The organism is Enterovibrio norvegicus DSM 15893 (assembly GCF_900115495.1).
Taxonomy (GTDB): domain Bacteria; phylum Pseudomonadota; class Gammaproteobacteria; order Enterobacterales; family Vibrionaceae; genus Enterovibrio; species Enterovibrio norvegicus.
Genome location: NZ_FOWR01000011.1, coordinates 62,897 through 87,834, shown reverse-complemented (window position 1 = coordinate 87,834; position 24,938 = coordinate 62,897). Strand labels below are relative to the sequence as shown.

Annotated in this window: 21 protein-coding genes and 1 other annotated feature; of the genes, 13 read left to right on the top strand and 8 right to left on the bottom strand. The window is 48.0% G+C overall.

Translation table 11 applies throughout. The annotated features are described in order from the left end of the window. Positions 1–113 precede the first annotated feature (113 nt). Positions 114–593: a putative 4-hydroxy-4-methyl-2-oxoglutarate aldolase gene (locus BM082_RS08955; RefSeq protein ID WP_074926639.1), complete on the top strand. Its 480-nt coding sequence runs from the start codon at positions 114–116 to the stop codon at positions 591–593. A 24-nt stretch (positions 594–617) separates the two neighbouring features. Here the strand turns inward: BM082_RS08955 and BM082_RS08950 are convergent, their stop codons facing one another. Both BM082_RS08950 and aceK read right to left on the bottom strand, forming a co-directional pair. Beyond that, positions 618–1,094 (bottom strand): hypothetical protein, encoded by a 477-nt coding sequence (locus tag BM082_RS08950; RefSeq protein ID WP_017013230.1) that lies wholly within the window; start codon positions 1,092–1,094, stop codon positions 618–620. A gap of 194 nt (positions 1,095–1,288) precedes the next feature. Then, positions 1,289–3,016, bottom strand: coding sequence for a bifunctional isocitrate dehydrogenase kinase/phosphatase (aceK, locus tag BM082_RS08945; protein ID WP_017013231.1), 1,728 nt, complete (start codon positions 3,014–3,016; stop codon positions 1,289–1,291). Between the two features lie 248 nt (positions 3,017–3,264). Beyond that, positions 3,265–3,376 (top strand) — a sequence feature (Thr leader region). 49 nt (positions 3,377–3,425) lie between these two features. Here aceK and thrA point away from each other — a divergent pair. The 3 genes from thrA to thrC are packed head-to-tail and all read left to right on the top strand — an operon-like array spanning position 3,426 to position 8,127. After that, entirely contained in the window at positions 3,426–5,885 is a 2,460-nt protein-coding gene (gene thrA / locus BM082_RS08940) for a bifunctional aspartate kinase/homoserine dehydrogenase I (protein ID WP_017011655.1), read from the top strand. Between the two features lie 2 nt (positions 5,886–5,887). Then, entirely contained in the window at positions 5,888–6,847 is a 960-nt protein-coding gene (gene thrB / locus BM082_RS08935; protein ID WP_017013232.1) for a homoserine kinase, read from the top strand. Continuing rightward, positions 6,844–8,127 carry a threonine synthase gene (gene thrC, locus BM082_RS08930; protein WP_074926636.1) on the top strand — a complete coding sequence of 428 codons (1,284 nt, stop codon included), beginning with the start codon at positions 6,844–6,846 and terminating at the stop codon, positions 8,125–8,127. The genes thrB and thrC overlap by 4 nt, the downstream gene beginning before the upstream one ends. Positions 8,128–8,218: 91 nt before the next feature. On the opposite strand, the gene grcA is transcribed toward thrC, so the two are convergent. After that, positions 8,219–8,596 (bottom strand): autonomous glycyl radical cofactor GrcA, encoded by a 378-nt coding sequence (gene grcA, locus BM082_RS08925; protein ID WP_017017241.1) that lies wholly within the window; start codon positions 8,594–8,596, stop codon positions 8,219–8,221. A gap of 354 nt (positions 8,597–8,950) precedes the next feature. Here grcA and nfo point away from each other — a divergent pair, with 354 nt between their 5' ends. From nfo to BM082_RS08910, 3 genes are all read left to right on the top strand, one after another. Further along, complete coding sequence (nfo, locus tag BM082_RS08920) at positions 8,951–9,802, top strand: deoxyribonuclease IV (protein WP_017017242.1); 852 nt, start codon at positions 8,951–8,953, stop codon at positions 9,800–9,802. Positions 9,803–9,864: 62 nt separating this feature from the next. Next, positions 9,865–10,542 carry a uracil-DNA glycosylase gene (ung, locus tag BM082_RS08915; protein WP_074926633.1) on the top strand — a complete coding sequence of 226 codons (678 nt, stop codon included), beginning with the start codon at positions 9,865–9,867 and terminating at the stop codon, positions 10,540–10,542. Between the two features lie 206 nt (positions 10,543–10,748). Further along, positions 10,749–11,276, top strand: coding sequence for a hemerythrin domain-containing protein (locus BM082_RS08910; RefSeq protein ID WP_074926630.1), 528 nt, complete (start codon positions 10,749–10,751; stop codon positions 11,274–11,276). Between the two features lie 128 nt (positions 11,277–11,404). Here BM082_RS08910 and BM082_RS08905 read toward each other — a convergent pair whose 3' ends face one another. Continuing rightward, complete coding sequence (locus tag BM082_RS08905) at positions 11,405–11,587, bottom strand: DUF3545 family protein (RefSeq protein ID WP_017009139.1); 183 nt, start codon at positions 11,585–11,587, stop codon at positions 11,405–11,407. A 616-nt stretch (positions 11,588–12,203) separates the two neighbouring features. Here BM082_RS08905 and BM082_RS08900 point away from each other — a divergent pair. Further along, positions 12,204–13,655 carry an alanine/glycine:cation symporter family protein gene (locus tag BM082_RS08900; protein WP_074926628.1) on the top strand — a complete coding sequence of 484 codons (1,452 nt, stop codon included), beginning with the start codon at positions 12,204–12,206 and terminating at the stop codon, positions 13,653–13,655. Between the two features lie 122 nt (positions 13,656–13,777). Beyond that, complete coding sequence (gene yaaA / locus BM082_RS08895; protein ID WP_017009137.1) at positions 13,778–14,551, top strand: peroxide stress protein YaaA; 774 nt, start codon at positions 13,778–13,780, stop codon at positions 14,549–14,551. Positions 14,552–14,690: 139 nt separating this feature from the next. On the opposite strand, the gene BM082_RS08890 is transcribed toward yaaA, so the two are convergent. The 3 genes from BM082_RS08890 to BM082_RS08880 all read right to left on the bottom strand — a co-directional run bounded on the left by BM082_RS08890 (position 14,691) and on the right by BM082_RS08880 (position 18,528). Continuing rightward, complete coding sequence (locus BM082_RS08890; RefSeq protein ID WP_074926625.1) at positions 14,691–16,241, bottom strand: alanine/glycine:cation symporter family protein; 1,551 nt, start codon at positions 16,239–16,241, stop codon at positions 14,691–14,693. A 259-nt stretch (positions 16,242–16,500) separates the two neighbouring features. Beyond that, positions 16,501–17,742, bottom strand: coding sequence for an ATP-dependent RNA helicase SrmB (gene srmB / locus BM082_RS08885; RefSeq protein WP_017009134.1), 1,242 nt, complete (start codon positions 17,740–17,742; stop codon positions 16,501–16,503). A 60-nt stretch (positions 17,743–17,802) separates the two neighbouring features. Then, positions 17,803–18,528 (bottom strand): tRNA1(Val) (adenine(37)-N6)-methyltransferase, encoded by a 726-nt coding sequence (locus BM082_RS08880; RefSeq protein ID WP_017017246.1) that lies wholly within the window; start codon positions 18,526–18,528, stop codon positions 17,803–17,805. Positions 18,529–18,826: 298 nt separating this feature from the next. Here BM082_RS08880 and brnQ point away from each other — a divergent pair, with 298 nt between their 5' ends. Next, a complete protein-coding gene (gene brnQ / locus BM082_RS08875; RefSeq protein ID WP_026024509.1) occupies positions 18,827–20,134 on the top strand; it encodes a branched-chain amino acid transport system II carrier protein in 1,308 nt (435 codons plus the stop codon). Between the two features lie 132 nt (positions 20,135–20,266). Here brnQ and fldB read toward each other — a convergent pair whose 3' ends face one another. Next, positions 20,267–20,785 carry a flavodoxin FldB gene (fldB, locus tag BM082_RS08870; RefSeq protein WP_017013282.1) on the bottom strand — a complete coding sequence of 173 codons (519 nt, stop codon included), beginning with the start codon at positions 20,783–20,785 and terminating at the stop codon, positions 20,267–20,269. A 187-nt stretch (positions 20,786–20,972) separates the two neighbouring features. Here fldB and xerD point away from each other — a divergent pair, with 187 nt between their 5' ends. The 3 genes from xerD to recJ all read left to right on the top strand — a co-directional run bounded on the left by xerD (position 20,973) and on the right by recJ (position 24,698). Continuing rightward, positions 20,973–21,869 carry a site-specific tyrosine recombinase XerD gene (xerD, locus tag BM082_RS08865; RefSeq protein ID WP_074926622.1) on the top strand — a complete coding sequence of 299 codons (897 nt, stop codon included), beginning with the start codon at positions 20,973–20,975 and terminating at the stop codon, positions 21,867–21,869. A 121-nt stretch (positions 21,870–21,990) separates the two neighbouring features. Next, positions 21,991–22,734, top strand: coding sequence for a thioredoxin fold domain-containing protein (locus BM082_RS08860; RefSeq protein ID WP_074926619.1), 744 nt, complete (start codon positions 21,991–21,993; stop codon positions 22,732–22,734). Between the two features lie 236 nt (positions 22,735–22,970). Continuing rightward, a complete protein-coding gene (gene recJ / locus BM082_RS08855; RefSeq protein WP_074926616.1) occupies positions 22,971–24,698 on the top strand; it encodes a single-stranded-DNA-specific exonuclease RecJ in 1,728 nt (575 codons plus the stop codon). Positions 24,699–24,938 lie beyond the last annotated feature (240 nt).

Here is a 24,938-nt window from a genome sequence, read left to right as displayed (position 1 = left end):
CGCTAAAAAACGCGAGTCGTGAAAGTTTGGCTACAGTTATGGCTGGATACCCGCAATGCACGCGATCTTTCAACAGAATATTTAAGAAAATCATGAAAAAGCATGGAGGCGATATGAACGATTTACTTCCTGATTTGAGCGATGAACACGGTGATACCGTTCAATGGCTACCTATCCAATGGCGTGATTTTGGTGGTGAGTCAATTTTCTCAGGGCAGGTCGAAACCCTACATTGTATGGAAGATAACTCGAAGGTGAGGGAGCTGGTTAATCAACCTGGTCATGGCCGTGTTTTGGTTGTTGATGGGCAAGGCAGTTTGAACAAAGCACTACTAGGCGATTTGTTGGCAGAACGCGCAGTTGAAAATAATTGGAAAGGCATTGTTATTTTTGGCGCCGTGCGAGATGCGGGCGCACTAAGCACAATGGCGCTTGGGGTGAAAGCTTTGGGAGTCTGCCCGATCAAAACCGAAAAGTTGGGGGCTGGGAACGTGGGTGTAACGCTCGATCTGGGGGGTGTTTCCATAGCGTCTGGGGATTATCTGTATGCTGACCTTAACGGCGTCATGGTCAGCAAAGTACCCGTCAAGTAATGCAGCCGCATAAGCAAATGTCGGTTAGAAGCGGTAACCGACACCGAGTTGATATTGTGCTGACGCTGAAGGCTCTTGGTTTAATGAATAATCAAAACGCGCTTCAACATTGAGGTGCTCGGTGAGTTGCAACTTACTGCCCATCCCGACAATACCTACGGTCTCTTCGTTAGCGTGCTCCGCTTGGACACTGCTTTCAAAACTGAGCTTTTCATTAAAGCTGTATTGAATACCGCTTAACAAACCTTTAGTACTTGTTGAGTCGTTGGTGGCGGTGCGCATTTCAGTGGCTAAATAAACGTTTATGTTCTTAAGGACAGGGTAGTGATACCCGCTATTGATAGTCCAACTGTCGAACCCGCTATAACCGCTGGTGATTGAACTCGAAAACCACGGCTTGCGCGCGTCTTCCTCTATATATTCATAAAGCGGCAGGGAGTCTTGTGCAGCACTAAAAAATGCCACGAATTGAAGAGTGACAGCGAGTAAAAGCTTGTTCATTTATGCCACTCCTTTTTGATTATTTTTATGATTAAGTGTCTAGTCTAGTTCACTCGTTTCAGTTTTGATAAGAGGTGTTGCAGGTTTTTTCTACAATTGGGAATTGTCGCCGTGTCACTGCGTTGCCGCCTCTTCTTCTTCTCTAAATTAAAAGCAAACGGCGTGCCTAAATGGCACGCCAGTTAAGCCTTAATTCACATTTTAGCCCTGAGAATATTGAAACGAGTGTCATCGCTGTATGGGAAGACATCGTTGAACTGGCCTTGTTGAATGTTGCTTTGCAATTGCTTCCAATAGTCAGCATCAAACAAGTCAGAATGCAGTTCGTTAAAGAGCGAACGTATTTTCGGGTTGATCAATAAGAAGGTGCGAAACTCTTCGGGGAATACATCATATTCGCCAACGCTGTACCAAGGTTCTGCCGCCATTTCATCTTCAGGGAAGCGTGGTGGTGGAATACGTCGAAAGTTAACCTCTGTCAGATACATGATTTCATCGTAATCGTAGAAGATGACACGGCTATGCCTCGAGACACCGAAGTTTTTAAACAGCATGTCTCCCGCAAAGATGTTTGCGGCAGCGAGTTGTTTAATGGCATCGCCATATTCTTGCACTGCTTCTCTTAGTTCTTCTTCGTTCGCTTGCTCAAGGTAGATATTGAGCGGGATCATGCGTCGTTCCATATACAAATGACTGATATGGATTTCTTTGTTCGTGAGTTTGATGAGAGACGGCGCAACGTCCATGAGTTCTTTAATTAATTCTTCGCTGAAGCGTTCTCTTGGAAAGATAAAGTTGCGGTAATCCAAGGTGTCCGCCATTCGTCCCACACGATCATGCTCTTTTACCAATTGGTATTTCTCTTTGACGACGGCATGCGTGATGTCTTTCTGTGGGGCGAACTTGTCTTTAATGATCTTGAACACGAAGCCATAAGAGGGGAGGGTAAACACGGACATCACCATCCCTTTGATGCCTGGGGCGATAACGAACTGGTCATCTGAGTTATCCATGTGGTGCAGAAACTCTCGGTACAGTTCCGTTTTGCCGTGTTTCTGACAGCCTATGGCGGTATAGAGTTGCGCCGGTGTTTTGTGTGGCATCAACTGGCTAAGAAAATCGACCAAGGCCGCAGGCGCGGGGGCGTAAACCATGAAGTAAGAGCGCGCAAAGCCGAAGATAACACTGACATCATCGGAATCCGAGATACAAGCATCCACGACAAGTTCACCTTGTTCATTGATCAAGACTGGGATCACTAATGGGCGCATTTGGTTAGCCATCTCAATGCGGCCAATCAAATAAGCCCCTTTGTTTCGATAGAAAGGCTCACGCACCATATCAATGATGATTTCACTGGTCAGTTGAGGCCCTAAGCGAAGTTGGAGCGCTTCAACAATACGATGAACATCTCGCGCTTTGTTTTCCCACGCCAAGGTAAAAGGGGTATCGTCCAACAAACGCTCAACGGTATGAATCAGGTTTTTATTGCTGGCGTAACGTTTTAGCAATGGGGTTGGGTATTTGGGAATACGCCCGCCTTGCGAGCTGTTAACGAACAGTTTGTCTCGGCGAATATTACGATGATCGAAAATTCGGCAATACACAGAGTTAAAGAAGCTCTCTGCAATGTCATAGCGAGGGTAATCATCGAGGAGTTGGCTGTACGCATCTTTTACACCCATGAGGAATGAGCGTGTTGCGTGTTGCTTATCGAGCATGGTTTTGAGTTGCTGGGCGACGAGCCCGACATGAAGGTCGTAAAAGTTAATACGTTTTTTCAATGCCGATTGTACGCTTTTCCAGTCTTGCTGCTCAAAACGCTCTTGTGCGCCAGCCGTTACATCAAGAAAGCGACCGTACATGGCATCAGAGCCTTGTAAAATTGTCGCTGCGACGAGTTGCTCCATTGCTTCTGCCACGATTCCCTCCTTGGAGTAGATGCTTTTTCCATCACTTTTCAACCCACTATGTCTTGATGATGACTATTGCGCAAGAAGTAACCTCCGGAATGCTGCGCTTTCTCATCTTTTAAAATGGTTAACTAAGAGTTGCGAAAAGCTGCGTTTTTTTGAGAGATAACTTAAATTTTTGTTGACCTAGTAACCCGCTTTGGGTAAAGGTTATAAAAACGCAGCAAGGAAGTTCTAAAACATGCTTCAATCAGCCACAATCCGTTTCATTATTACCATTATTACCGGCACTACGTGTGCAGGTGCGGGCTGATTTGCACAGAATTTTAAAAAAAAGCCCGTACCCCACAAGGTGCGGGCTTTTTTTTCATTAGTTTACTTTTGAATTAGAAAGCTCGGGATGGAGCTGGAGGAAAGGATGCGAGTTTTAAAGTTTGGGGGAACATCCCTCGCGAATGCGGAACGATTTAGTAGAGCCGCAGAAATCATTACCAGCAATACCTGTCAAAGTGACGTATCCGCTGTACTTTCTGCACCAGCTAAAATCACTAACGCGCTTGTCGCAGTGATTGATAGCACCGTTAAACACGGTGAGGCAGAGCGCCAAGTTGCCGAGATCCACGCCATTTTTAGCGCCTTGTTTGATGGGCTTGATGAAATGGAAGAAACGTTCGATAAAGCGCCGCTTTACCTCGAACTGGATAAAACACTGAATCAGCTCAAGCAATACATCCATGGTATTGCGCTTCTGGGCTTGTGTCCTGACAACATCTACGCACGCATCATCAGCAAAGGTGAGCGTCTGTCTATCGCGACCATGTCAGCATTGTTGCAAGCACGTGGTCATAAGACGTTCGTGATTGATCCTGTGCATTATCTGCAAGCAAAAGGTGATTACCTTGAAGCCATGGTGGACATTGAGGTGTCTTCTGACAACTTCAAGCGCGAGCCAATTCCGGCGAAGCACATTGGTTTGATGCCGGGCTTCACCGCGGCGAATGAAAAAGGTGAGCTTGTTACCTTAGGCCGTAACGGCTCTGATTACTCTGCGGCGGTTTTGGCAGCGTGTGCGCGTGCGGAGTGCTGCGAGATTTGGACGGACGTAGACGGCGTTTACAGCTGTGACCCACGTTTGGTGCCAGATGCGAAGCTGCTTAAATCACTGAGCTATCAAGAAGCGATGGAGCTGTCGTACTTCGGTGCGAAAGTGCTTCACCCGAAAACCATCCTACCTATTGCCCGTTTCCACATCCCTTGCTTGATCAAAAATACCGCGAACCCTCAAGGTGCGGGCACATTGATCGGCATCGACAACGGCGAAGACAACCTAGCGGTTAAAGGGATCACCACCCTTAGCGACCTCAGCATGGTGAACGTGTCAGGCCCTGGCATGAAAGGCATGGTGGGCATGGCGGCGCGTGTATTTGGTGCCATGTCAGCGGCGGGTGTGTCTGTCGTTTTGATCACTCAGTCTTCGTCTGAATACAGCATCAGCTTCTGTATTGAGTCTGACGACAAAGCACTGGCAGAGCGTGCGTTACATGACAGCTTTGAGCTTGAACTAAAAGATGGCTTGCTAGAGCCAGTTGATTTTACGGATGACGTTGCGATCGTTTCTTTGGTGGGCGATGCAATGCGCACTGCGAAAGGCGTGGCTTCCCAATTCTTCACATCACTGGCGGAAGTGAACGTAAACATTGTTGCGATTGCACAGGGTTCTTCTGAGCGTTCTATCTCAGCGGTTATTCCGAACAACAAAGTGTCGGAAGCAGTGAAAGCGTGTCACGAAAACTTGTTTAACAGTAATCACTACCTCGATGTGTTCATCGTGGGTGTGGGTGGCGTAGGCGGTGAGTTGGTTGAGCAGGTGAAACGCCAGCAAGTCAAACTCGCAGAGCAGGGCATTGTGATCCGAGTTTGTGGTCTTGCGAACAGCCGCCAAATGAAGCTCGATAGCAAAGGTATTGACCTAAACAACTGGCGTGAAGCGTTAGCGAGTGCTGAAGAAGGCTTTAGTCTGCCAAGCATGGTGCGTTTGGTTCAACAACACCACGTGATCAACCCAGTGTTTATTGACTGTACGTCAGATCAATCAATTGCTGACCAATATGCTGATTTCCTGTCATCGGGTTTCCACGTGATCACGCCGAACAAGAAAGCAAACACTGCCAGCATGGCGTACTACCAGCAACTGCGTAATGCAGCGCGTACACGTCGCCGTAAGTTTATGTACGACACCACAGTGGGTGCAGGCTTGCCAGTTATCGAAAACTTGCAGAACTTGATCGCTGCGGGTGACGAGCTTGAGAAATTTACCGGTATCTTGTCCGGCTCAATGTCGCACATCTTCGGTAAATTGGATGAAGGCCAAAGCTTTAGTGAAGCAACAAGCGTTGCGCGTGAAAGCGGCTTCACCGAGCCCGATCCTCGTGACGACCTGTCTGGCATGGACGTGGCGCGTAAACTGTTGATCCTTGCGCGTGAAGCAGGCATGAATCTAGAGCTTGAAGACGTCGATGTCGAACCAGCATTGCCACCAGGCTTTGATGACTCTGGCGATGTAGAGACATTCATGGCGAAACTGCCAGAGGCAGATGCTTACTTCGATAAGATTGCGGGCGAGGCGCGCAGTGAAGGCAAAGTGTTGCGCTATGTTGGTAGCATCGACAACGGTCAATGTTCAGTGAAAATCCAAGCGGTTGATGCTGATGACCCGATGTTCAAGATTAAAGAAGGCGAGAATGCACTCGCGTTCTACAGCCGCTACTACCAACCGATTCCGTTGGTATTGCGTGGCTACGGTGCGGGTACTGAAGTGACCGCGGCGGGTGTGTTCGCAGACTTGATGCGTACACTTGGCTGGAAACTGGGGGTGTAACCATGAGTGTTGTGGTTTACGCGCCAGCGTCTATCGGTAACGTCAGTGTCGGGTTTGATGTATTGGGGGCCGCAGTGTCCCCGATTGACGGCACCTTATTGGGTGACCGCGTCTTAGTCGCCGACGGTGGCAATGTGCCATTTTCTCTAAACTGTATTGGTAGTTTTGTTGATAAGCTGCCTGAAGACCCGAAAGAAAATATCGTCTACCAAAGCTACTTGGTCTTTTGCCGTGAAATGGAAAAACATGGCGCGACGGTTCGCGCTGTTGCCATGACGCTAGAAAAGAACATGCCGATTGGCTCAGGCCTTGGTTCGAGTGCATGTTCCATTGTTGCTGCATTGGATGCGCTTAACCGTTTTCATGATAACGCCCTTGATGAAACCACCTTGTTGGCGTTAATGGGGGAAATGGAAGCGGCCATTTCTGGTAGCTTGCATTACGACAACGTAGCACCTTGTTACTTGGGTGGCTTGCAGTTGATGGTTGAGCAAAACGGTATCATCAGTCAGCAAGTGCCTTGTTTCGACGAATGGTATTGGGTCATGGCGTACCCAGGTATCAAAGTGCCGACAGCTGAAGCCCGCGCCATTTTACCCGCGCAATATCGTCGCCAAGATGTGATTAATCATGGTCGTCATCTGGCAGGCTTCATTCATGGCTGTTACTCTGGTCAGCCGCAATTGGCGGCGAGCATGATCAAAGATGTGGTCGCAGAACCGTATCGTGAAAAGCTGCTGCCAGGGTTTGCACAAGCACGACGCTATGCGACGGAAGCGGGCGCACTTGCTACCGGCATTTCAGGCTCAGGGCCGACACTTTTTAGCATCACTGATGATAAAGAGATTGCCGAGCGTGTAGCGAAGTGGCTACAGGATAATTACGTTCAAAATGAAGAAGGATTTGTCCACGTCTGTCGATTGGATGTGACCGGATCGACCGTGACAGGAAGTGAACTATGAAGCTTTACAATATCAAGGAAAATGACGAGCAGGTCTCGTTTGGACAAGCAGTAAAACAAGGTCTTGGTCGTAACCAAGGTTTGTTCTTCCCGAGTGAATTACCCGCATTTGATGATGTTGATGCGTTGCTAGAGAAAGATTTCGTTTCTCGCAGCACCGACATCCTGTCTGCATTTATCGGCGACGAATTGCCACAAGAAACCGTGCGTTCAATGGTTGAAAATGCATTCCAATTCCCTGCGAAAGTCGAAAAAGTCACTGACAGTGTCAGCGCATTGGAGCTGTTCCACGGGCCGACACTGGCGTTCAAAGACTTTGGTGGTCGCTTTATGGCGCAATCACTGGCTGCCGTGTCTGACGGCGGCAAAGTGACCATTTTAACCGCAACATCGGGTGATACTGGCGCGGCGGTTGCCCATGCGTTTTATGGCATGGAAAACATCAACGTTGTTATCCTTTATCCCAAAGGCAAAATCAGCCCGCTACAGGAAAAGCTTTTCTGTACTTTGGGTGGCAACATTCACACAGTGGCTGTGAACGGTACCTTTGATGATTGCCAAACCATGGTAAAACAAGCCTTTGATGATGCAGAACTTCGCCAAGCGATTGGTCTTAACTCGGCGAACTCCATCAACATCAGCCGTTTGATGGCACAGATTTGTTATTACTTCGAAGCAGCGTCTCAATTGACACCAGAGCAGCGTGAAAACTTGGTGATTTCTGTACCAAGCGGCAACTTTGGTAACTTAACGGCAGGTTTGCTGGCAAAAGCGATTGGCTTACCAATCAAGCGTTTCATTGCCGCGACCAACGTGAATGACACTGTGCCACGTTACCTGAAAACAGGTGAGTGGACGCCAACACCCACTATTCCAACATTGTCGAATGCGATGGATGTCAGTCAGCCAAACAACTGGCCGCGCATCGAAGAGCTTTGCCAACGTAAAGGATGGGGATTGAACGAATTGGCTTCAGGCGCAGTGACTGACAAAGAAACAGCGGAAACACTGAAAGCCATGTTTGACGCAGGCTACCTATGTGAACCACACGGTGCGATTGCTTACCGCTTGCTAGAAGAGCAATTGCAGGACGGTGAATATGGCTTGTTCCTTTGCACTGCGCACCCAGCGAAGTTCAAAGAATCGGTAGATGACATTCTTGGACAAGACATCCCATTGCCGGGTCCGCTGGCGAAGCATGCTGTGATGGAATTGCTGTCGTCTGAACGCGATGCTGATTTTGCTCAGATCCGCGCTTACCTCATGGAAGTGGCTGGCTAAGAAAAAGCCCCACAGAAAGGCGTAATGCAAAAACAAAAAACCGACCCAAGGGTCGGTTTTTTCATTCTAGCTATCTGTGCAGAAAAATCTATTACAGAGAGTTAGTGAAGGTACGCGCGATAACGTCACGCTGTTGTTCAACAGTCAGTGAGTTGAAACGTACTGCGTAGCCAGATACACGGATCGTTAGCTGTGGGTATTTTTCTGGGTGTGCAGCTGCATCTTCCAGCGTTTCACGCTTAAGTACGTTTACGTTCAGGTGTTGGCCACCTTCGATTTTTGCAGGCACTTCGATCGCGATGTCGCGGCTCTCGTACTCACCTAGATCAGCGGCAGGGATAACTTGGTCAGCGTCGAAGCCAGACTGTGCACAAATGCAACGCGCTTCGTTGTTTTCGCTGTCCAGCAACCAAATTGAGTTCAATAGGTTGTCGTTTGCTGCTTTAGTGATTTGAATACCAGTGATCATAAACTTTCCCCTTGATAGGCTTTAGTGGTTTTATTTTTCCATCTTTTGATGAGCTGGGTACTGTATGCCTTATTAAATGTAAGGTTATTTTGATTTTGGTCAAATTACAACTAAAATATGCGGGATTCTCACGCTGTGTTTTTTGTCTCACATCAATAAAATTACAAATGTTTGCTTTTAAACAATTAAGTAACATAGGTGGTATGTATGGATGACTTTCATTTGTAATAAAATAACCACATTTTAATGTGTGAATTTCCATCGCAAAAGCCTTCTTAGCACCCTAGATGTAACCTAAAATGTTGTCGGTTACTAAAGTGATTACCTATCCCGCAAGAAGTGGGCGGAGAGAAAATGAAATATATTGGAGCGCACGTTTCTGCTGCGGGTGGCGTAGATAAAGCCCCTGTAAACGCAGCCGAGTTAGGCGCAAATGCGTTTGCACTGTTCACCAAAAACCAACGCCAATGGGTTGCCAAACCGTTGGAGTCCAGCACCGTTTCCGCCTTTAAAGCGAATTGCCAGCGCCTGGGTTTTGTCCCGGAAGCCATTTTGCCGCATGACTCTTACCTGATTAACCTTGGTGCGCCCGAAGAAGAGAAATTGATTAAATCGCGTGATGCATTCATCGACGAAATGCAACGCTGCGAACAATTGGGTCTGCCATTACTCAACTTCCACCCTGGCAGTCATCTGAAAAAAATCAGTGAAGCATCTTGTTTGTCTTTGATTGCTGAATCCATCAACCTTGCGCATCAAGCCGTGCCGCATGTGGTTGCTGTGATCGAGAATACCGCAGGGCAGGGCACGAATTTAGGTTGGTCATTTGAACAGCTTGCGAGCATCATCGAGCAGGTCGAAGACAAACAACGCGTTGGTGTCTGTATTGATACCTGTCATGCATTTGCAGCAGGGTATGATTTACGTACGCACAGTGCAGCGGAAAGCACGTTCAATGCATTTGGCGATATCGTGGGGTTTGAGTTCCTTCGAGGGATGCACCTAAACGATGCCAAAACACCCCTAGGAAGCCGCGTCGACCGTCACCAAGCATTAGGCGAAGGCGAAATTGGGTTGGCGTGTTTTGAAGTGCTGATGCAAGATGCACGATTTGATGGCATCCCACTTATTTTAGAAACCATCAAACCTGAACGTTGGGCGGAAGAGATTCGCTTGTTGCGTCAATTTCAAGTCGCCACGGCGTAAGCCGTGACAGGTTGTTTTGGGTGTAGAATAACGTTTTTGAACCAAGTAAGGACGAAGTAGCAATGACAGAGGCAGTGACCTGGCATGAAGTGATCGGTCGGGAAAAAGAGCAAGATTACTTTAAACAGACCATGGCCTATGTGGCTGAGGCGCGTGAAAGTGGCACCGTGGTATTTCCTCCCGCTGAGGATGTGTTCAATGCCTTTCGCTTTACAGCACTCAGTGACGTGAAAGTGGTGATTTTAGGGCAAGACCCTTATCACGGCCCGAATCAAGCGCACGGGCTTTGCTTCTCCGTTTTACCGGGCATTAAAACCCCACCTTCATTGGTCAACATGTACAAAGAGCTCGCACAGGATATTGAGGGATTTTCGATCCCGAATCACGGTTACTTGAAAAGCTGGGCTGATCAGGGCGTGTTACTCCTCAATACCGTGTTGACGGTTGAACAAGGCAATGCACACTCTCATGCTCACCTTGGCTGGGAAACCTTTACTGATCGTGTGATTGAAGCCGTAAACGCGCACACTGATGGCGTTGTCTTCCTGCTTTGGGGCGCACATGCTCGCAAAAAAGGACGCGTGATTGACCGAACACGTCACCATGTATTGGAAGCGCCGCATCCTTCACCATTGTCTGCGCATCGAGGATTTTTGGGCTGTGGGCATTTCTCTCAAACAAATCAATTGTTGAGTGAGCAAGGGAAAGCGCCAATCGATTGGCAGCCTGTCTTAGATTGATATTGCCTTTCCGATAACCGTCTTTAACAACGTACCGTTTCAGGACGTTAGTGAATCGAAACCCGCTATCAGTGACGCTGATCGCGGGTTTTATTATTTCCACCCTCCTGTTGAAATAACTGCGCAAAAAATGACCATGCGCAATTTGTCATCTCACCGCTTCGATAGACTGAGTAAGTTCGTGTGAATGAAGACAAGGAGGTGCTATGTTATTAGCCAGCATTCATAAAGATCACAACAATATAAACCGCTTACTGCAGTTGCTTACGGAAAAGCTGTCCGCAATCCGCGCCGAAAAAGACGTTAATTACAGCCTGATTAGAGATGTGGTTGTTTACCTTCAAGAACACGCCGAAAAATACCATCACCCCAAAGAAGATCTGATTTACCACTATTATATTGAGCACTATGTGGATGCGGAACGTGTTGCAGCACTCGATGATGATCATCAAGCGCTAGCAGAGCTCACGGCTGATTTTGCGTTAACCATTGAGATGGTGCTGATGGATGCCGTGATCCCGCTTGATGTGTTTGCTGACAAGCTAAATGGCTTTGTGATGACGCAACGGGCGCACTTAGAACTTGAGGAAACATCCGTATTGCCAGTGATTGAACGTGCGATGACGACGGGAGATTGGGACATACTGCAAGCGCGCTGGGATGAAGATGATCATGATCCGCTGTTTGGTAAGAATGTGTCTGCGAAGTTTAAGGAACTGGCGGCGTCTATCTAACGATCCGGTGGACGTTGCTTGTCGGGCGGTAAAATAAAAAGGCACCTTTAAAAGGTGCCTTTTACAAATCCGGCGCTGCGCACAGTGTGTCGTGCGTGGGAGGTTTCTACGAACACTGAACGAGATGGTTAAAGATCAAAGTCACCGTCGTTCAAGTTGCCAAGCATATCGATATCTTGTAGCTCTTTACGCAAGCGTTGCCTGTCTTGCAATGCTTCGATCTCTCTCCATTTACGTTTAGCTTGTTTGGTTCGTCCACCGCGTTGTGGGCGCTCTTGGTCAAAAAGTTCGTTGAAGGCAAAGCTATCCATAATTCACCTCATTTTTCCTTAGCGGTCGCTAATTAAGTATCAAACCTTCTTCAAAATAAAATTGAAGTGTTTCTCATTTGTTGCACTTGGGTGAAGTTTTTATGAGATACAAATCACCTAAAATGAATAATCGTACAAAATGCGCACAGTGGCATAGGCAAATGTTGTCGCAAAGAAGAAAAAGGGTGTCATTGCGGAAAAACAGGGAAAAGCTCAATGACAGCAATACACTAGGAATGAAAATGTTACGTACTCTAAAGATTAGGGTGGTAAAAACAAAGAAAACACGAAGAAAATAAAATGTTCCTCATATGTAACCAAAAAGCATCATGTGTTTTTATAAGAAGGCGAAAAATAAAAACAAATAGATATCGATATGATGATTAATGCATATTGATTTTTGTGGGCGCTACCTTCATCATCTCGCGGAAAATTGCTGGTAACACCTGCAATACCAATACTAAAACAATGCATTCAAAGGGATGTCGAGCCAATCTGGGTTCGAACCATCCGCATTTTTTGAGAAGCAATTTTTTGCTTTTCACTTCAAGTCACACGCTCCCTCATTGGAGACGTTTTCGCTGGCAAGAATGTTTATGCGTACAGAGAGGTAGGCGTGGTAAGTCTGGTTAATTTTTTGAACGACCTGATTTGGGGATCAGTGTTGATCTATCTCCTGATTGGCGGTGGCATCTTCTTCACTCTGCGTCTTGGGTTTATCCAAGTTCGTCATTTTGGCCACATGTTTAAAGTGATGAAGAACAGCCGTAAATCAGACAAAGACGGCATATCGTCTTTCCAAGCATTGTGCACGAGTTTGGCCGCGCGTGTTGGTACAGGAAACATGGCGGGTATCGCCGTTGCGTTGACGCTTGGTGGTCCGGGCGCAATTTTCTGGATGTGGCTTATCGCCATCTTGGGTATGGCGACGGCGTTTGCGGAAAGCACGCTCGCGCAGCTCTACAAAACCCGTGATGATGACGGTAATTTCCGTGGTGGCCCTGCTTACTACATGGAAAGAGGGTTGGGCATGCGCTGGATGGGCGTGGTGTTCTCTGTCTTGCTCATTATCGCTTTTGGTCTTGTGTTTAACTCGGTGCAAGCAAACTCTATCACCCAAGCTGCTTACGTCGCGTTTGGTGCTGATCCCCTATATGTCGGATTTGCACTGGTTGTTCTTTCTTCTTTTGTCATTTTCGGCGGCATTCGTAAAATTGCCCGCACGGCAGAAATCATCGTGCCATTGATGGCGCTTTTGTATCTGGTGCTTGCGGTTTACGTGATGCTCACGAACCTTGAGAAAGTACCAGATGTGCTTTCGCTTATCTTCCGCAGTGCGTTTGGTTTGGAAGAAGCCGCGTCAGGAGCACTGGGTTACACCGTCGCTCAGGGCATGGTTCAAGGAATCAAACGTGGTTTGTTTTCTAATGAAGCAGGCATGGGTTCTGCGCCTAATGCAGCGGCAACGGCAACGCCTTATCCTCCTCACCCAGCATCGCAAGGCTATGTGCAAATGCTTGGCGTGTTTGTCGATACCATTGTGATTTGTTCGGCCACCGTTGCGATCATTTTGATGTCGGGCGAATACATGCCGGGCAGCGATATTACGGGCATTGAATTGACACAACGTGCGCTGTCTAGCCAAGTGGGGGATTGGGGCGGGATTTTCATTGCGGTTGCGATTTTCTTCTTTGCTTTTACGTCGATCATTGCCAATTATTCGTACGCTGAAACCAACCTTATTTTCCTTAAGTACAATCATAAAGTGGTGCTAAATGTCTTCCGATGCATTGTATTAGGCATGGTGATGTTTGGGGCTTTGGCGGAATTGCCGATTGTGTGGGTAATGGCGGACACCTCCATGGGGCTCATGGCCATCGTTAACATGATCGCGATTTTGTTGTTGTCTGGTACCGTGATTAAGCTCGCGAAGGATTACAACCAACAACTCAAACACGGCAAAGTCCCTGCTTTTGATGGTCGCCAATACCCAGACATGCTGAATCAAATTGAACCGGGTGTGTGGGGTAAAGCGCCTGAAAAGGCTGAATCAAAAACATCACGGTAAGACCGTGGCGGAATAATAGGAAATACCCATCATAGCCATAGGAAAAAGCCATGCCTCATCGCGTGGCTTTTTTGCCTTTAAATGTTAACCTCTTAACAAGTGAAAAATGAGGGAAGAACATTATGCTTATCGTGGTTTCACCTGCGAAAACCTTGGATTACGAATCACCATTGGCCACTGATCGTCATACCCAGCCGATGCTGACTGCGCATTCAGAAAAGCTCATTGAAGTGTGCCGTAAGCTTACACCTGCTGATATTTCTGGCTTAATGAAAGTGAGCGATAAAATCGCAGGGTTGAACGTAGCGCGTTTTGCAGAATGGTCACCGACATTTACAACGGACAATGCTCGCCCTGCGGTATTGGCTTTCAAAGGCGACGTGTATACCGGTCTTGAAGCGGAAAGCATGAGTGACGATGACTATACATGGGCGCAAGATCACCTGCGCATGTTGTCTGGTTTGTACGGATTGCTTCGACCACTGGATTTGATGCAACCTTACCGTTTGGAAATGGGCACAAAACTGGCCAACGAACGCGGTACAAACCTTTATCAATTCTGGGGTGAGATCATCACTAACGAATTGAATGCGGCACTGGCTGCGCAGAATGACAAACTGCTTGTGAACTTAGCGTCTAATGAATACTTCAAAGCGGTTAAACCTGCGAAATTGGACGGTAAGATCGTCACGCCTGTGTTCAAAGACTGCAAAAAAGGCCAATACAAGGTCATCAGTTTCTACGCCAAGAAAGCCCGAGGCATGATGGCGAGATATATCATTGATGAGCGTATCGACAGCGTTGAAGGTTTGAAAGCCTTTGACCGTGCAGGCTACTGGTTCAGCGAGGAAGAATCTAACGATAAAGAGTTGGTGTTCAAACGCGAAGAGCAGTAATGCGTTGTGATGAGTAAACCATCGATAGTGATTAAAAAAGGTTAGCCGAGGCTAACCTTTTTTTTTGTTTCGGTATGGTTTTTGTTAAGCAGTAGCAAGGCGCAGTTAACGCACCTGCTACTGGTAACATTCATCGATATTACGCCGTTGGATTAACCAGTTTGTTAGGCGTTTTATCAGTGTTGTTTTGCGCTGTGCTTTCCTCTTGCTCACATGCGAAGCGACGTTCCCAGTAATCCGCATTTTTGATGCCGAGTTTCACCGGATCGAAAGTGTATTTCTCTACGCCTTCTTTCTGTTGGCGTTCATAGTCTTTCAGCGCTTTCAACGCCGGTCTGCCCAAGAAGAAGATGGTGAGAATGCCGACAATGTTTAGCCATGCCATTAAGCCGACACCTACGTCACCCATGGCCCAAGCGAGGTTCGCAGCTTTGACTGTACCGTAGAACACCGCAGTCATCAGCACGAGCTTTAGCGCGAACATCATTCCAGGTACCTTCACGCTGCGGCGGATATAAGCAATGTTGGTTTCTGCGATGTAGTAGTAAGCCAAAATGGTGGTGAAGGCGAAGAAGAACAATGCAATGGCAATGAACGGTTTGCCCCAACCAGGCATGGTGCTTTCGATAGCAAGTTGTGTGAAGACAGGGCCGTTAGCCGCGATTTCTGCTGCTACGTTTTGCACGATATACGCATCGCCAATGCCGTGTACGTTGTACGCGCCAGTGATGAGAATCATGAAGGCCGTGGCAGAACAGACAAGCAGCGTATCGATGTAGATAGAGAACGATTGAACCAAGCCTTGTTGGGCCGGGTGCTGAACGTTTGCAGCCGCTGCAGCGTGTGGCCCTGTTCCTTGACCTGCTTCATTGGAGTAAACACCTCGTTTTACGCCCCAACCGATAGCCGCACCAAAGCCTGCCATTGGCGTGAATGCATCGCCAATGATCATCGAAACAATCGCTGGGATTTCAGTGATGTGCAATAGAATGATGACAAACGCGATAATGATGTAAGCCAGTGCCATGAAAGGTACCACGACTTGCGTGAAACTCGCGATGCGCTTTACACCACCAAAGATGATAAAGCCAAGCAGCACAGAGATGATTGAGCCAGTGATGATCTTCGCCAAGCTGATAGTGCCAATGGCCGTGTTGATCATTTCGCCTGATCCAAATGCAGCTTCAATGGCATTACCAATGCTGTTGGATTGCACGCCCGGTAGCAGCACGCCACAGGCGAAAATGGTGGCGATAGCGAAAATCCACGCGTACCACTTCTGCCCCATGGCTTTCTCTATGTAATACGCCGGACCACCGCGGAACTGGCCGTTATCATCTTCTTTGTAAATCTGTGCCAGTGTTGACTCTGTGTATGCGGTGGCTGCGCCTAAAAAGGCCACGACCCACATCCAGAAGACGGCACCGGGTCCACCAAAGCCAATAGCAGCGGCGACACCTGCAATATTACCGGTACCGACCCGGCCTGACAGTGAAACGGCCAATGCTTGGAACGATGAAATACCTTTGTCTGAACTTTTCCCTGAAAGTAGTAGACGGCACATTTCGTTGAACTGGCGAACTTGAACAAAACGTGTGGCGATTGAATAAAATAAGCCTGCGCCTAAGCACAAGTAAATAAGGACTGGGCTCCAAATTATACTGTTTAAAAAATCTACAAAAGATTGCATTAAAAGATCCCTCTAAGACAAAGCGTTGGAATTGTATTTTTGTAATAAGTTAGCAGAATATACTTAAAATGATCTTAATCGTTAATGTTTTGTGCTGATTTTGTGATGCTTTGTGAGCCTGATCTGTCGTCGAGGTCGCTTTGGAGGTGTTGAGGGAGTGAGAATAATTCGCTGGCGTTATTGAAGTAGAAATAAAAAAGGAGACGAATCGTCTCCTTACTTAGGTGTTACTGCGCATCAAAGCTCATACGGCGTGCAATTAGCTTGCTTTTTTCGCCGCTTTTTTTGCTTTCTTCTTCGCTTTAGCTTTCACCACTTTGGTTGGTAGCTTTTTCTTTTTCTTCTTGAAAAGCGGCTTTTTGTGCGAAGGCTTAAGGCCTTCTACATAACGCTCTTTAACGTCTTCTTCCATGTAACGGCAAATACGATCCATCATTGGCTGATCGTGCGCTTCGACAAGAGAAATGGCGTTGCCTTTCTTGCCTGCGCGCGCGGTGCGGCCAATACGGTGTAAGTACACGTCTGCGGTACGTGGAAGGTCGTAGTTGATCACGTGGCTGATATCAGGCACGTCAATACCGCGAGCTGCAACGTCAGTCGCTAGCAGGATATTGATTTCACCATTGGTGAAGCGTTCGATCGCAGCGCTGCGTTTCGCTTGTGCCATTTCACCTTGTAACCAACCACATTTGATTTGCTCTGACTCAAGCATGGTGCGAAGAGCGGCAAGACGATCACGGGTTTTCACGAAGATAATGGCGCGTTCTGCTTGGTGCGCCAAAATGGCCTTTAACACTTCGTGCTTATGGTTCAGGTCGTCACAGCGGTAGTACCACTGTGTTATTTTCTTGCGCTCACGGCGTGGTGGCTCAACGGTGACTTCGACAGGATCGGTTAAGATTGCCGTTTTGAACCCTTCAATGCCTTTACCTTCAAGCGTTGCTGAAAACAGCATACTTTGTTTGCGCCAGCGACACTCATCTGACAAACGGTCTACTGTTTTACCAAAGCCCATGTCTAGCATGCGGTCAGCTTCATCAAGGATCAGGCTTTCAATGGCGCGGCAATCAAAACGTTCCGCATCAATGTATTCCATCAAGCGGCCTGGTGTTGCTACCACGATGTCTTGGGTTTTCCCTAAGATTTCAGCGTGCTCTTGGTAAGAGATACCGCCTGTGATGGTGAACACTTTCAGGTCAGTGTGCTTTGACAGCTCACGTGCTTGGTCAGCAACCTGAATCGCTAGTTCACGTGTTGGCGTCAGAATCAGCACACGGGCTGGGCCCGGTTTTTGACGAGGGAAGTCAAGCAGGTGTTGCAGCACTGGAAGCAAAAACGCGGCTGTTTTACCTGTGCCCGTCGGCGCTGATGCCATAATGTCACGGCCATCCATACCATGAGGGATCACGTCAGCTTGGATTGCTGTTGGTCGCTCAAAGCCCATTTCATCCAGCGCTAATAGCAGTTGAGGATCCAGTTCTAATTCAGCAAAAGTTCGCACGCGTTATGTTCTCCACTCAAAGTAAGGGTCGGATTATAGAGATAATTTCAAGCGTGATCATCACATCTTGAGGTAAAAATCCTTCGTTAAGGAAATAAAGTCTTGGGTGTACGCCCCTTTATCTTGAATTACAAGGTGTTGCACCGAGATCTTTTTACTTGAAATTGATGACGACAATGCCGTTTTGGGGGCCAAAGTGATCAGTTTTCGGGTGACGGGCTTATTGGCTGTCGCTTTTACTTCTGTGATCCGCTGACAAACAAGATGATGGGTCTCTGCTGCCGCAATAAGTTTGTCTGCTTCTACTGAGGGTAAGATCAAATGCGCCTGCCCGGTGGGTAAAAGTCGCGCATTTATCACTTTTAATAACATGGTGTGCGAAAGAGTGTCTGTATGACGGGCGGTTGCGCGTCGTGCATCATTCGCCTGTTCGCCTGAGTTGAAATAGGGCGGGTTACAAATGATGGTGTCGAACTGAGTCGGAATATCCCAGTGAGTGACATCTTGTTGGACGACAGTGATTCTGTCTGCCCATGGTGATGCACTCGCGTTTAATGCCGCTGTCTCCGTAGCGTGTTGGTCAATATCGACCGCCATGATTGTCGCACTTAACGCACGTTGTGCCAGCATCAGTGATAAAAGCCCAGTGCCCGTTCCAATGTCCAACACTGCATCGTCTTCGGCGACATGTGCCCACGCGCCGAGCAACACACCATCGGTACTTACTGGCATGCCGCACCCGTTGTCTTCGATGGAAAATTGTTTGAATTGGAAGCCTTTACTCACGTTTACTCCACAGGCGGCAATACTGCTCGCGATTAAATAACAGACAAATATGTTGCTGAAATGTTGACAATTTAACCTTTTAAAACCTACTTCATAAACCAGTCTCGATATTAAATTTGGTTTTATATGCTAATTAATTCAATTAAACTGGTTTATTAGTCCTATTTTTGATCCACTATTGTCTGACTAATGAAACTTCGTCATTATTCTGTTTAATCGGCATGGATTAGTAAAAATAACTAAAACACTAACCGGTTGATTACAGATAACTTAGGCGAACACACAAGGGTAGTATGAAGTGAGAGAGAGTTTAAAGGTTAGTGACATACTCGCGCTAGGGTTTATGACCTTCGCGTTTTTCCTCGGTGCAGGCAACATCATTTTTCCACCGCAAGCAGGCTTCCTTGCTGGTGAGCACACATTTTCTGCCATGCTCGGTTTTCTTATCACCGCGGTCGGCCTGCCTTTGATTGGTATTATTGCAGTTGCCGTCGCTGGTGGTGGTTGGAAAGGGCTGACGCGTGATTTGCCAACGTCTGTGGCGACGCTGATGGCTGTACTGATTTTCATCATTATCGGTCCTGCGTTTGCGGCACCACGTGCGGGTCTTGTCGCGTATGAAATGGGCTTTAAGCCATTTTTGACGGGGGCAGGACAACTTGAGCTGTCTTTGTTCTCTGTGGTGTTCTTTGCCATCGCGATGTTCTTCTCACTGTCGCAAGGCAAGCTGATCGACACCATTGGCAAGCTACTTACGCCTGCGCTTTTTGCTGCGCTGGCTGTGCTTGCTATCGCCGTGGTGGTTAATCCACAAGGCGACATCGTTGCGGCACAAGGCGCGTACGTTGACCAAGCGTTTACAACGGGTTTCCTTGAAGGTTACAACACCATGGATACCTTTGCTGCGCTGATGTTCGGTATGCTGATTGTCGATGTTATCCGCAAGAAGGGTATCACCTCTGAATCGCAAACCTGCAAATACTTGATCTACGCAGGCATCATTGCGGCAGGCGGTTTGGCATTTGTGTATGTATCTTTGTTCTACTTGGGTGCAACCGCATCGTCTGTAGCGGGTGGCGCAAGCAACGGCGGTGAGATCCTGGCAGCGTATGTTTTGGCGTTGTTTGGCCCAGCAGGTCAAATCATCCTGTCTACCATCATTATTCTGGCGTGTTTGACCACAGTGATCGGTTTGGTCTCTGCGTGTTCTGACTACTTCAGCACGTTGACGGACAAACTGAGCTACCGCCAGTGGGTTGTTGTGCTGTCTATTGCTTGTGCCGTGGTTGCAAACGTTGGTTTAACGCAGTTGATTGCGATTTCTGTGCCTGTTCTGTTCGCACTCTACCCTGTTGCGATTGCACTTATTGCACTCACGTTTGTTCGCCGTTTCATGCCTAACCCTGCAATGGCATACCGTGTTGTGCTGAGCGTGTCGCTGATTTTTGCTCTGATTGATGCGGCAAAAATTCTCGGTATTGATGTGTCATTGTTTAATGTTTTGCCATTGTTTACATATGGTATGGCGTGGCTGATGCCAACAGTGATTGCACTGATTGCGATGCGCTTTGTTGGCGAGGCGAAAAGCGAATCTTCGCACGCGTAACGGAGCAGATATGTGTGACTTATGCGCTTTTGTATTCAGGGGTTCTCGGTGACGTTGGCGTAGGAACTGGCATTGCTGAAACCTGGAAATGAGAGACAAAAAAACCACCGCATGCGGTGGTTTTTTTGCGATTTATAGCAGGGCGGCATATTCAGTGAGCACCTGTTCACACCAGGTAGCAATGCGTTCGTCGCTCAAATCGTATTGGCTGTCTTCATCCAATGCGAGGCCGACAAATTGGGTTTTATCCTCAGTTAGCGCTTTTGACGCATCGAATGTGTAGCCATCAACTGACCAGTAACCAACAAAGTGCAATCCTGTTGGAAGCAATTGATCGTGGAGCATGCCCATGGCATCTAAGTACCATTCCGCATACCCTTCCTGATCGCCAAGACCAAACAGTGCCGCGACTTTCCCACTGAGATTCAGGCCGTCAAGCTGCGCCCACACTGCTTCCCAATCTTCCTGCAACTCACCGAAATCCCACGTAGAGATCCCCAGTAACAAAAGATCGTATTGATTCATCTCGCTGACAGGCACGTCTTTGATGTTATGAATATCGACCAGTTCATCACCTAAAATGTCGCGGATTTTTTCCGCCGCCATTTCTGTGTAGCAGGTGGTTGAACCGTAAAACAAACCTATCTTCATTCTGTCTTCCTACTTTTGCGCGTGGCGAGATTTTACCTGCCTCGTCGTGGCTTCTCTACCCTTGTTTCAGTCTGATTTAATGAGACATCGTGACATGAAAGAAAGCTGAAGCACGCGGAAACATTGCAATATTACCAATGTGAGGTAACGTGATACTTAGCGAGATGTATTGTTAAGTGAGTGAATAGTGGAACAAAACGCCAGTTTGGTCGAACAGTTTTTAGACGCGATGTGGATGGAGCGAGGGTTATCTGAAAATACCTTGGCGTCTTACCGCAACGATCTGTTGAAGCTCTGCCATTGGTTGGAAGAGAAAGGCGTACTGTTAACCAAAGTACAAACCTCCACCCTTCAGGATTATCAACATTGGTTGTTTGACCAAGATTACAAACAAACCAGCCGCGCGCGTATGTTGTCTGCGATACGTCGATTGTTCCAATATTTGTACCGAGAAAAGCAACGCGAAGACGATCCGAGTGCGACGCTAATTAGCCCTAAGTTGCCAAAACGACTGCCTAAAGATCTCAGCGAAGAACAAATCGAAGCCTTGCTGGATGCGCCTGATGTGGAAGACATGTTGGAGCTGCGCGACAAAGCCATGATGGAATTGCTCTACGCGACGGGGCTGCGTGTCACTGAGCTGATTAGCCTGACGACGGAAAACGTTAGCCTCCGCCAAGGCGTGGTGCGCGTGATCGGTAAAGGCGGTAAAGAGCGCTTGGTGCCGATGGGGGAAACGGCCATTGATTGTCTTGAGCAATTCATGACCTACAGCCGACCACAATTGCTGGGTGAAAAATCATCAGATGTGTTTTTCCCGAGCCGACGTGCGCGCCAAATGACGCGACAAACGTTTTGGCATCGTATTAAGTTTTACGCGGCGTTGGCGAATATCGACAGTGAGCTGTTATCGCCACACGTATTGCGCCATGCATTTGCTACCCACTTGCTGAATCACGGAGCGGATCTGCGCGTCGTGCAAATGTTGTTGGGGCACAGCGACCTGTCGACCACGCAAATCTATACTCATGTCGCAACAGAGCGCTTAAAACAGTTACACCAAGAACATCATCCTCGGGCATAATGTTGCGCAATTTCGCGATTTTTTTATGTCGATCCGAGACTTTTTCCCCTTTCTCCGGTCTGAAAAAGTGTTAGTTGGTCTGCAAGAGGCAGGCTATTTGCAACAGTTAGGATAAAACACTATGAAATTCAAACGACTGCTAGCTGGCGTTATGTTTACTTCGGCGCTGTTGTCTATGGGTGCGCAAGCTGCAGAAGAGGCCAACCAAGAGGCAATTAACGGTGTGATGGCGAAGTACCGCTTGAACGTTGAAAGCATTGAAGCATCGCCTGTTGATGGCATTTATGAAGTGGTAACAAACGGTGGCATCTTTTACACGAATAAAGATGCGTCTTACTTTTTCTATGGCCAGCTGTTCCACAATACAGAAAACGATTCGATTAACCTGACCGACATTACTACCGCAAAACGCAATAAAGCAGTGTTTGATGCGGCAAATGTAGAGAAAGAGCTGATCGTTTACCCGGCGAAAGACGAAAAGTATGTGGTGAACGTGTTCACTGATACGACGTGCGGCTATTGCATGAAGCTTCACAGCGAAATGAAGCAATACAATGATGCTGGTATCACCGTGCGTTACTTGGCATTCCCGCGCTCTGGTGAGCGTTCGCCAAACATCCCTCAAATGAGTGCGATTTGGTGTGCGGATGACAAAGTGAAAGCGATGGATTTGGCGAAAGGGCGCAATTTTGATGAAGAATCAAATCAGTGCACTGACGTGATCCGCAGCCACATGGCGCTCGGTAGCACAGTGGGTGTAACGGGGACGCCCGCGATTTTGCTTCAAGATGGCTCACTGCTATCAGGTTACCTTCCAGCACCACAACTGCTGCAAGTGCTTGAGCAAAAAGCCAAGCAATCTTAATCCACGCGACATGCGCTATTAAACGCATGTGTGGTGAATAGAGTCGAATGAAAACGCAGGCATTCCGCCTGCGTTTTTTTGTTTCTGAGTATCCCCAACTCAACGACGGTTCGTTGTTTCCACCTTCAATTCCTCGATAGGGGTTTCGCTTTGCTTCTCGAGCGGTAGAATGACAAAGATTTTTGCTTGCGCATGCCTTTGCCCGCGCTCTTGCCGTCTGATACAGGTTCTGTTCAATGATTGAAATTAAACGTCGTCATGCGGCGGCTGATGCCGTATTCCCCGCGTCTATTCCGCCTCTTCTCCAACGTATTTATGCTAACCGAGGTGTCATCAGCGAAGGCGAACTCGAACGCAGCGCCAAAGGCCTTCATGGCTTTAATGAATTCCATGGCATGGACAAGGCAGTGGCGATCTTGGCTTCGGCCATTGCTGACGGTAAGCGAATCATCATCGTGGGCGATTTCGATGCGGATGGGGCAACCAGTTCGGCATTGTCTGTGACGGCGCTACGCATGCTGGGGTGTTTCAACGTGGACTACTTAGTGCCAAACCGTTTTGAAGACGGATACGGCCTAAGCCCTGATGTGGTTGAGCAAGCTGCGGCCAAAGGCGCAGAATTGATCATGACGGTGGATAACGGTGTGTCATCGATTGAAGGTGTTGCAACGGCAAAAGCCAAAGGCATTCAAGTGGTGGTGACTGATCACCATTTACCCGGCAATGTGCTCCCCGATGCAGATGCCATGGTGAACCCGAATCTGAACGAATGTGGTTTCCCATCGAAATCCCTCGCCGGTGTAGGCGTGGCATTTTATTTGATGCTGGCGTTGCGTGCGCATTTGCGTGATATCGGCTGGTTTGCGCAAAAGAACATTCCTGAACCTAATTTGGCAGAAGTGCTGGATTTAGTGGCGCTCGGTACCGTCGCAGACGTGGTGGCGCTCGATACCAATAACCGTATTTTGGTGCACCAAGGCTTGATGCGGATTCGCGCTGGGAAGTGTCGTCCTGGTATTCAAGCGCTGATCGAAGTGGCGAACCGTAACATGACAACCCTGGTTGCCAGCGATTTTGGTTTTGCCCTTGGCCCTCGTATCAATGCGGCAGGGCGCTTGGATGACATGTCATTTGGCGTAGAATTGCTGCTCAGTGAAAGTTTGCCTGCCGCCCGCCAAATGGCGAGTGAGCTGGATGCGCTAAACCAAACGCGCAAAGACATCGAGCAAGGCATGAAAGAAGAAGCCATGGCGATTTGCGAGCGTTTACAGTTTGGTGAACAGACGAAGCTGCCGTGTGGGTTGGCCTTGTTTCAACGCGAATGGCACCAAGGTGTCATCGGCATTGTGGCTTCGCGTATTAAAGATAAGTTCCATCGCCCTGTTATTGCGTTTGCGGATGGCGGGGAAGGCACAATCAAAGGCTCGGCGCGCTCCATCGTAGGCCTTCACATGCGTGATACGTTAGATTTAATTGATACACAAAACCCTGGTTTGATTCATAAATTCGGTGGGCATGCGATGGCGGCAGGCTTAACCATTGCCGAAGCGGATTTCGAGCGTTTTTCTCGATTATTCGATGACGCCGTTAAATCCGTGATCAGCGAAGAAGAGCTAAAAGGCGTGCTGATGTCTGATGGCGAATTGCTGCCAACAGAAATCTCGCTGGATGTGGCAGAAGTGCTTCGCAGCGGCGGCCCGTGGGGACAAGGTTTCCCAGAGCCGCTCTTCGACGGCAAGTTCAAAATTCTTCACCAGAAGCTGGTGGGCGGAAAGCATCTTAAAATGATGCTAGAGCATGTGATGGGTGGGCAAATGGTTGATGGGATTGCCTTCAATATTGATGTGCGCCGTTGGCCTGACCCGTCCGTTCAACTTGTTGATCTGGCTTATCGCCTTGATGTGAATGAGTTTCGCGGCAATCGTACCGTGCAATTGATGATTGAGCATATGGCGGCGGTGTAAACGGAAAGAGCCGATAAAGCAGAGTTGAGATTGCGAGTCGCGAGAAAAGAGCAGACAAAAGCCAACGCATAAAGAGAGAGCAAGCGCTTGTGTGTATCGGCTTGACAGGATTCCCTAGTCAAACATACTGGCTCGCACTCTCGCACTCTCGCACTCTCGCACTCTCGCACTCTCGCACTCTCGCACTCTCGCACTCTCGCACTTTCGCACTCTTTCCCCCTTTTCTGTCTTTTTCTCCGA

What these genes read in the sequence shown, in the direction of transcription:
- BM082_RS08955 (WP_074926639.1), top strand. Translation starts at nt 114, where the DNA reads ATGAACGATTTACTTCCTGATTTGAGCGATGAACACGGTGATACCGTT.
- BM082_RS08950 (WP_017013230.1), bottom strand. Translation starts at nt 1,094, where the DNA reads ATGAACAAGCTTTTACTCGCTGTCACTCTTCAATTCGTGGCATTTTTT.
- thrA (WP_017011655.1), top strand. Translation starts at nt 3,426, where the DNA reads ATGCGAGTTTTAAAGTTTGGGGGAACATCCCTCGCGAATGCGGAACGA.
- thrB (WP_017013232.1), top strand. Translation starts at nt 5,888, where the DNA reads ATGAGTGTTGTGGTTTACGCGCCAGCGTCTATCGGTAACGTCAGTGTC.
- thrC (WP_074926636.1), top strand. Translation starts at nt 6,844, where the DNA reads ATGAAGCTTTACAATATCAAGGAAAATGACGAGCAGGTCTCGTTTGGA.
- grcA (WP_017017241.1), bottom strand. Translation starts at nt 8,596, where the DNA reads ATGATCACTGGTATTCAAATCACTAAAGCAGCAAACGACAACCTATTG.
- nfo (WP_017017242.1), top strand. Translation starts at nt 8,951, where the DNA reads ATGAAATATATTGGAGCGCACGTTTCTGCTGCGGGTGGCGTAGATAAA.
- ung (WP_074926633.1), top strand. Translation starts at nt 9,865, where the DNA reads ATGACAGAGGCAGTGACCTGGCATGAAGTGATCGGTCGGGAAAAAGAG.
- BM082_RS08910 (WP_074926630.1), top strand. Translation starts at nt 10,749, where the DNA reads ATGTTATTAGCCAGCATTCATAAAGATCACAACAATATAAACCGCTTA.
- BM082_RS08905 (WP_017009139.1), bottom strand. Translation starts at nt 11,587, where the DNA reads ATGGATAGCTTTGCCTTCAACGAACTTTTTGACCAAGAGCGCCCACAA.
- yaaA (WP_017009137.1), top strand. Translation starts at nt 13,778, where the DNA reads ATGCTTATCGTGGTTTCACCTGCGAAAACCTTGGATTACGAATCACCA.
- BM082_RS08890 (WP_074926625.1), bottom strand. Translation starts at nt 16,241, where the DNA reads ATGCAATCTTTTGTAGATTTTTTAAACAGTATAATTTGGAGCCCAGTC.
- fldB (WP_017013282.1), bottom strand. Translation starts at nt 20,785, where the DNA reads ATGAAGATAGGTTTGTTTTACGGTTCAACCACCTGCTACACAGAAATG.
- BM082_RS08860 (WP_074926619.1), top strand. Translation starts at nt 21,991, where the DNA reads ATGAAATTCAAACGACTGCTAGCTGGCGTTATGTTTACTTCGGCGCTG.
- recJ (WP_074926616.1), top strand. Translation starts at nt 22,971, where the DNA reads ATGATTGAAATTAAACGTCGTCATGCGGCGGCTGATGCCGTATTCCCC.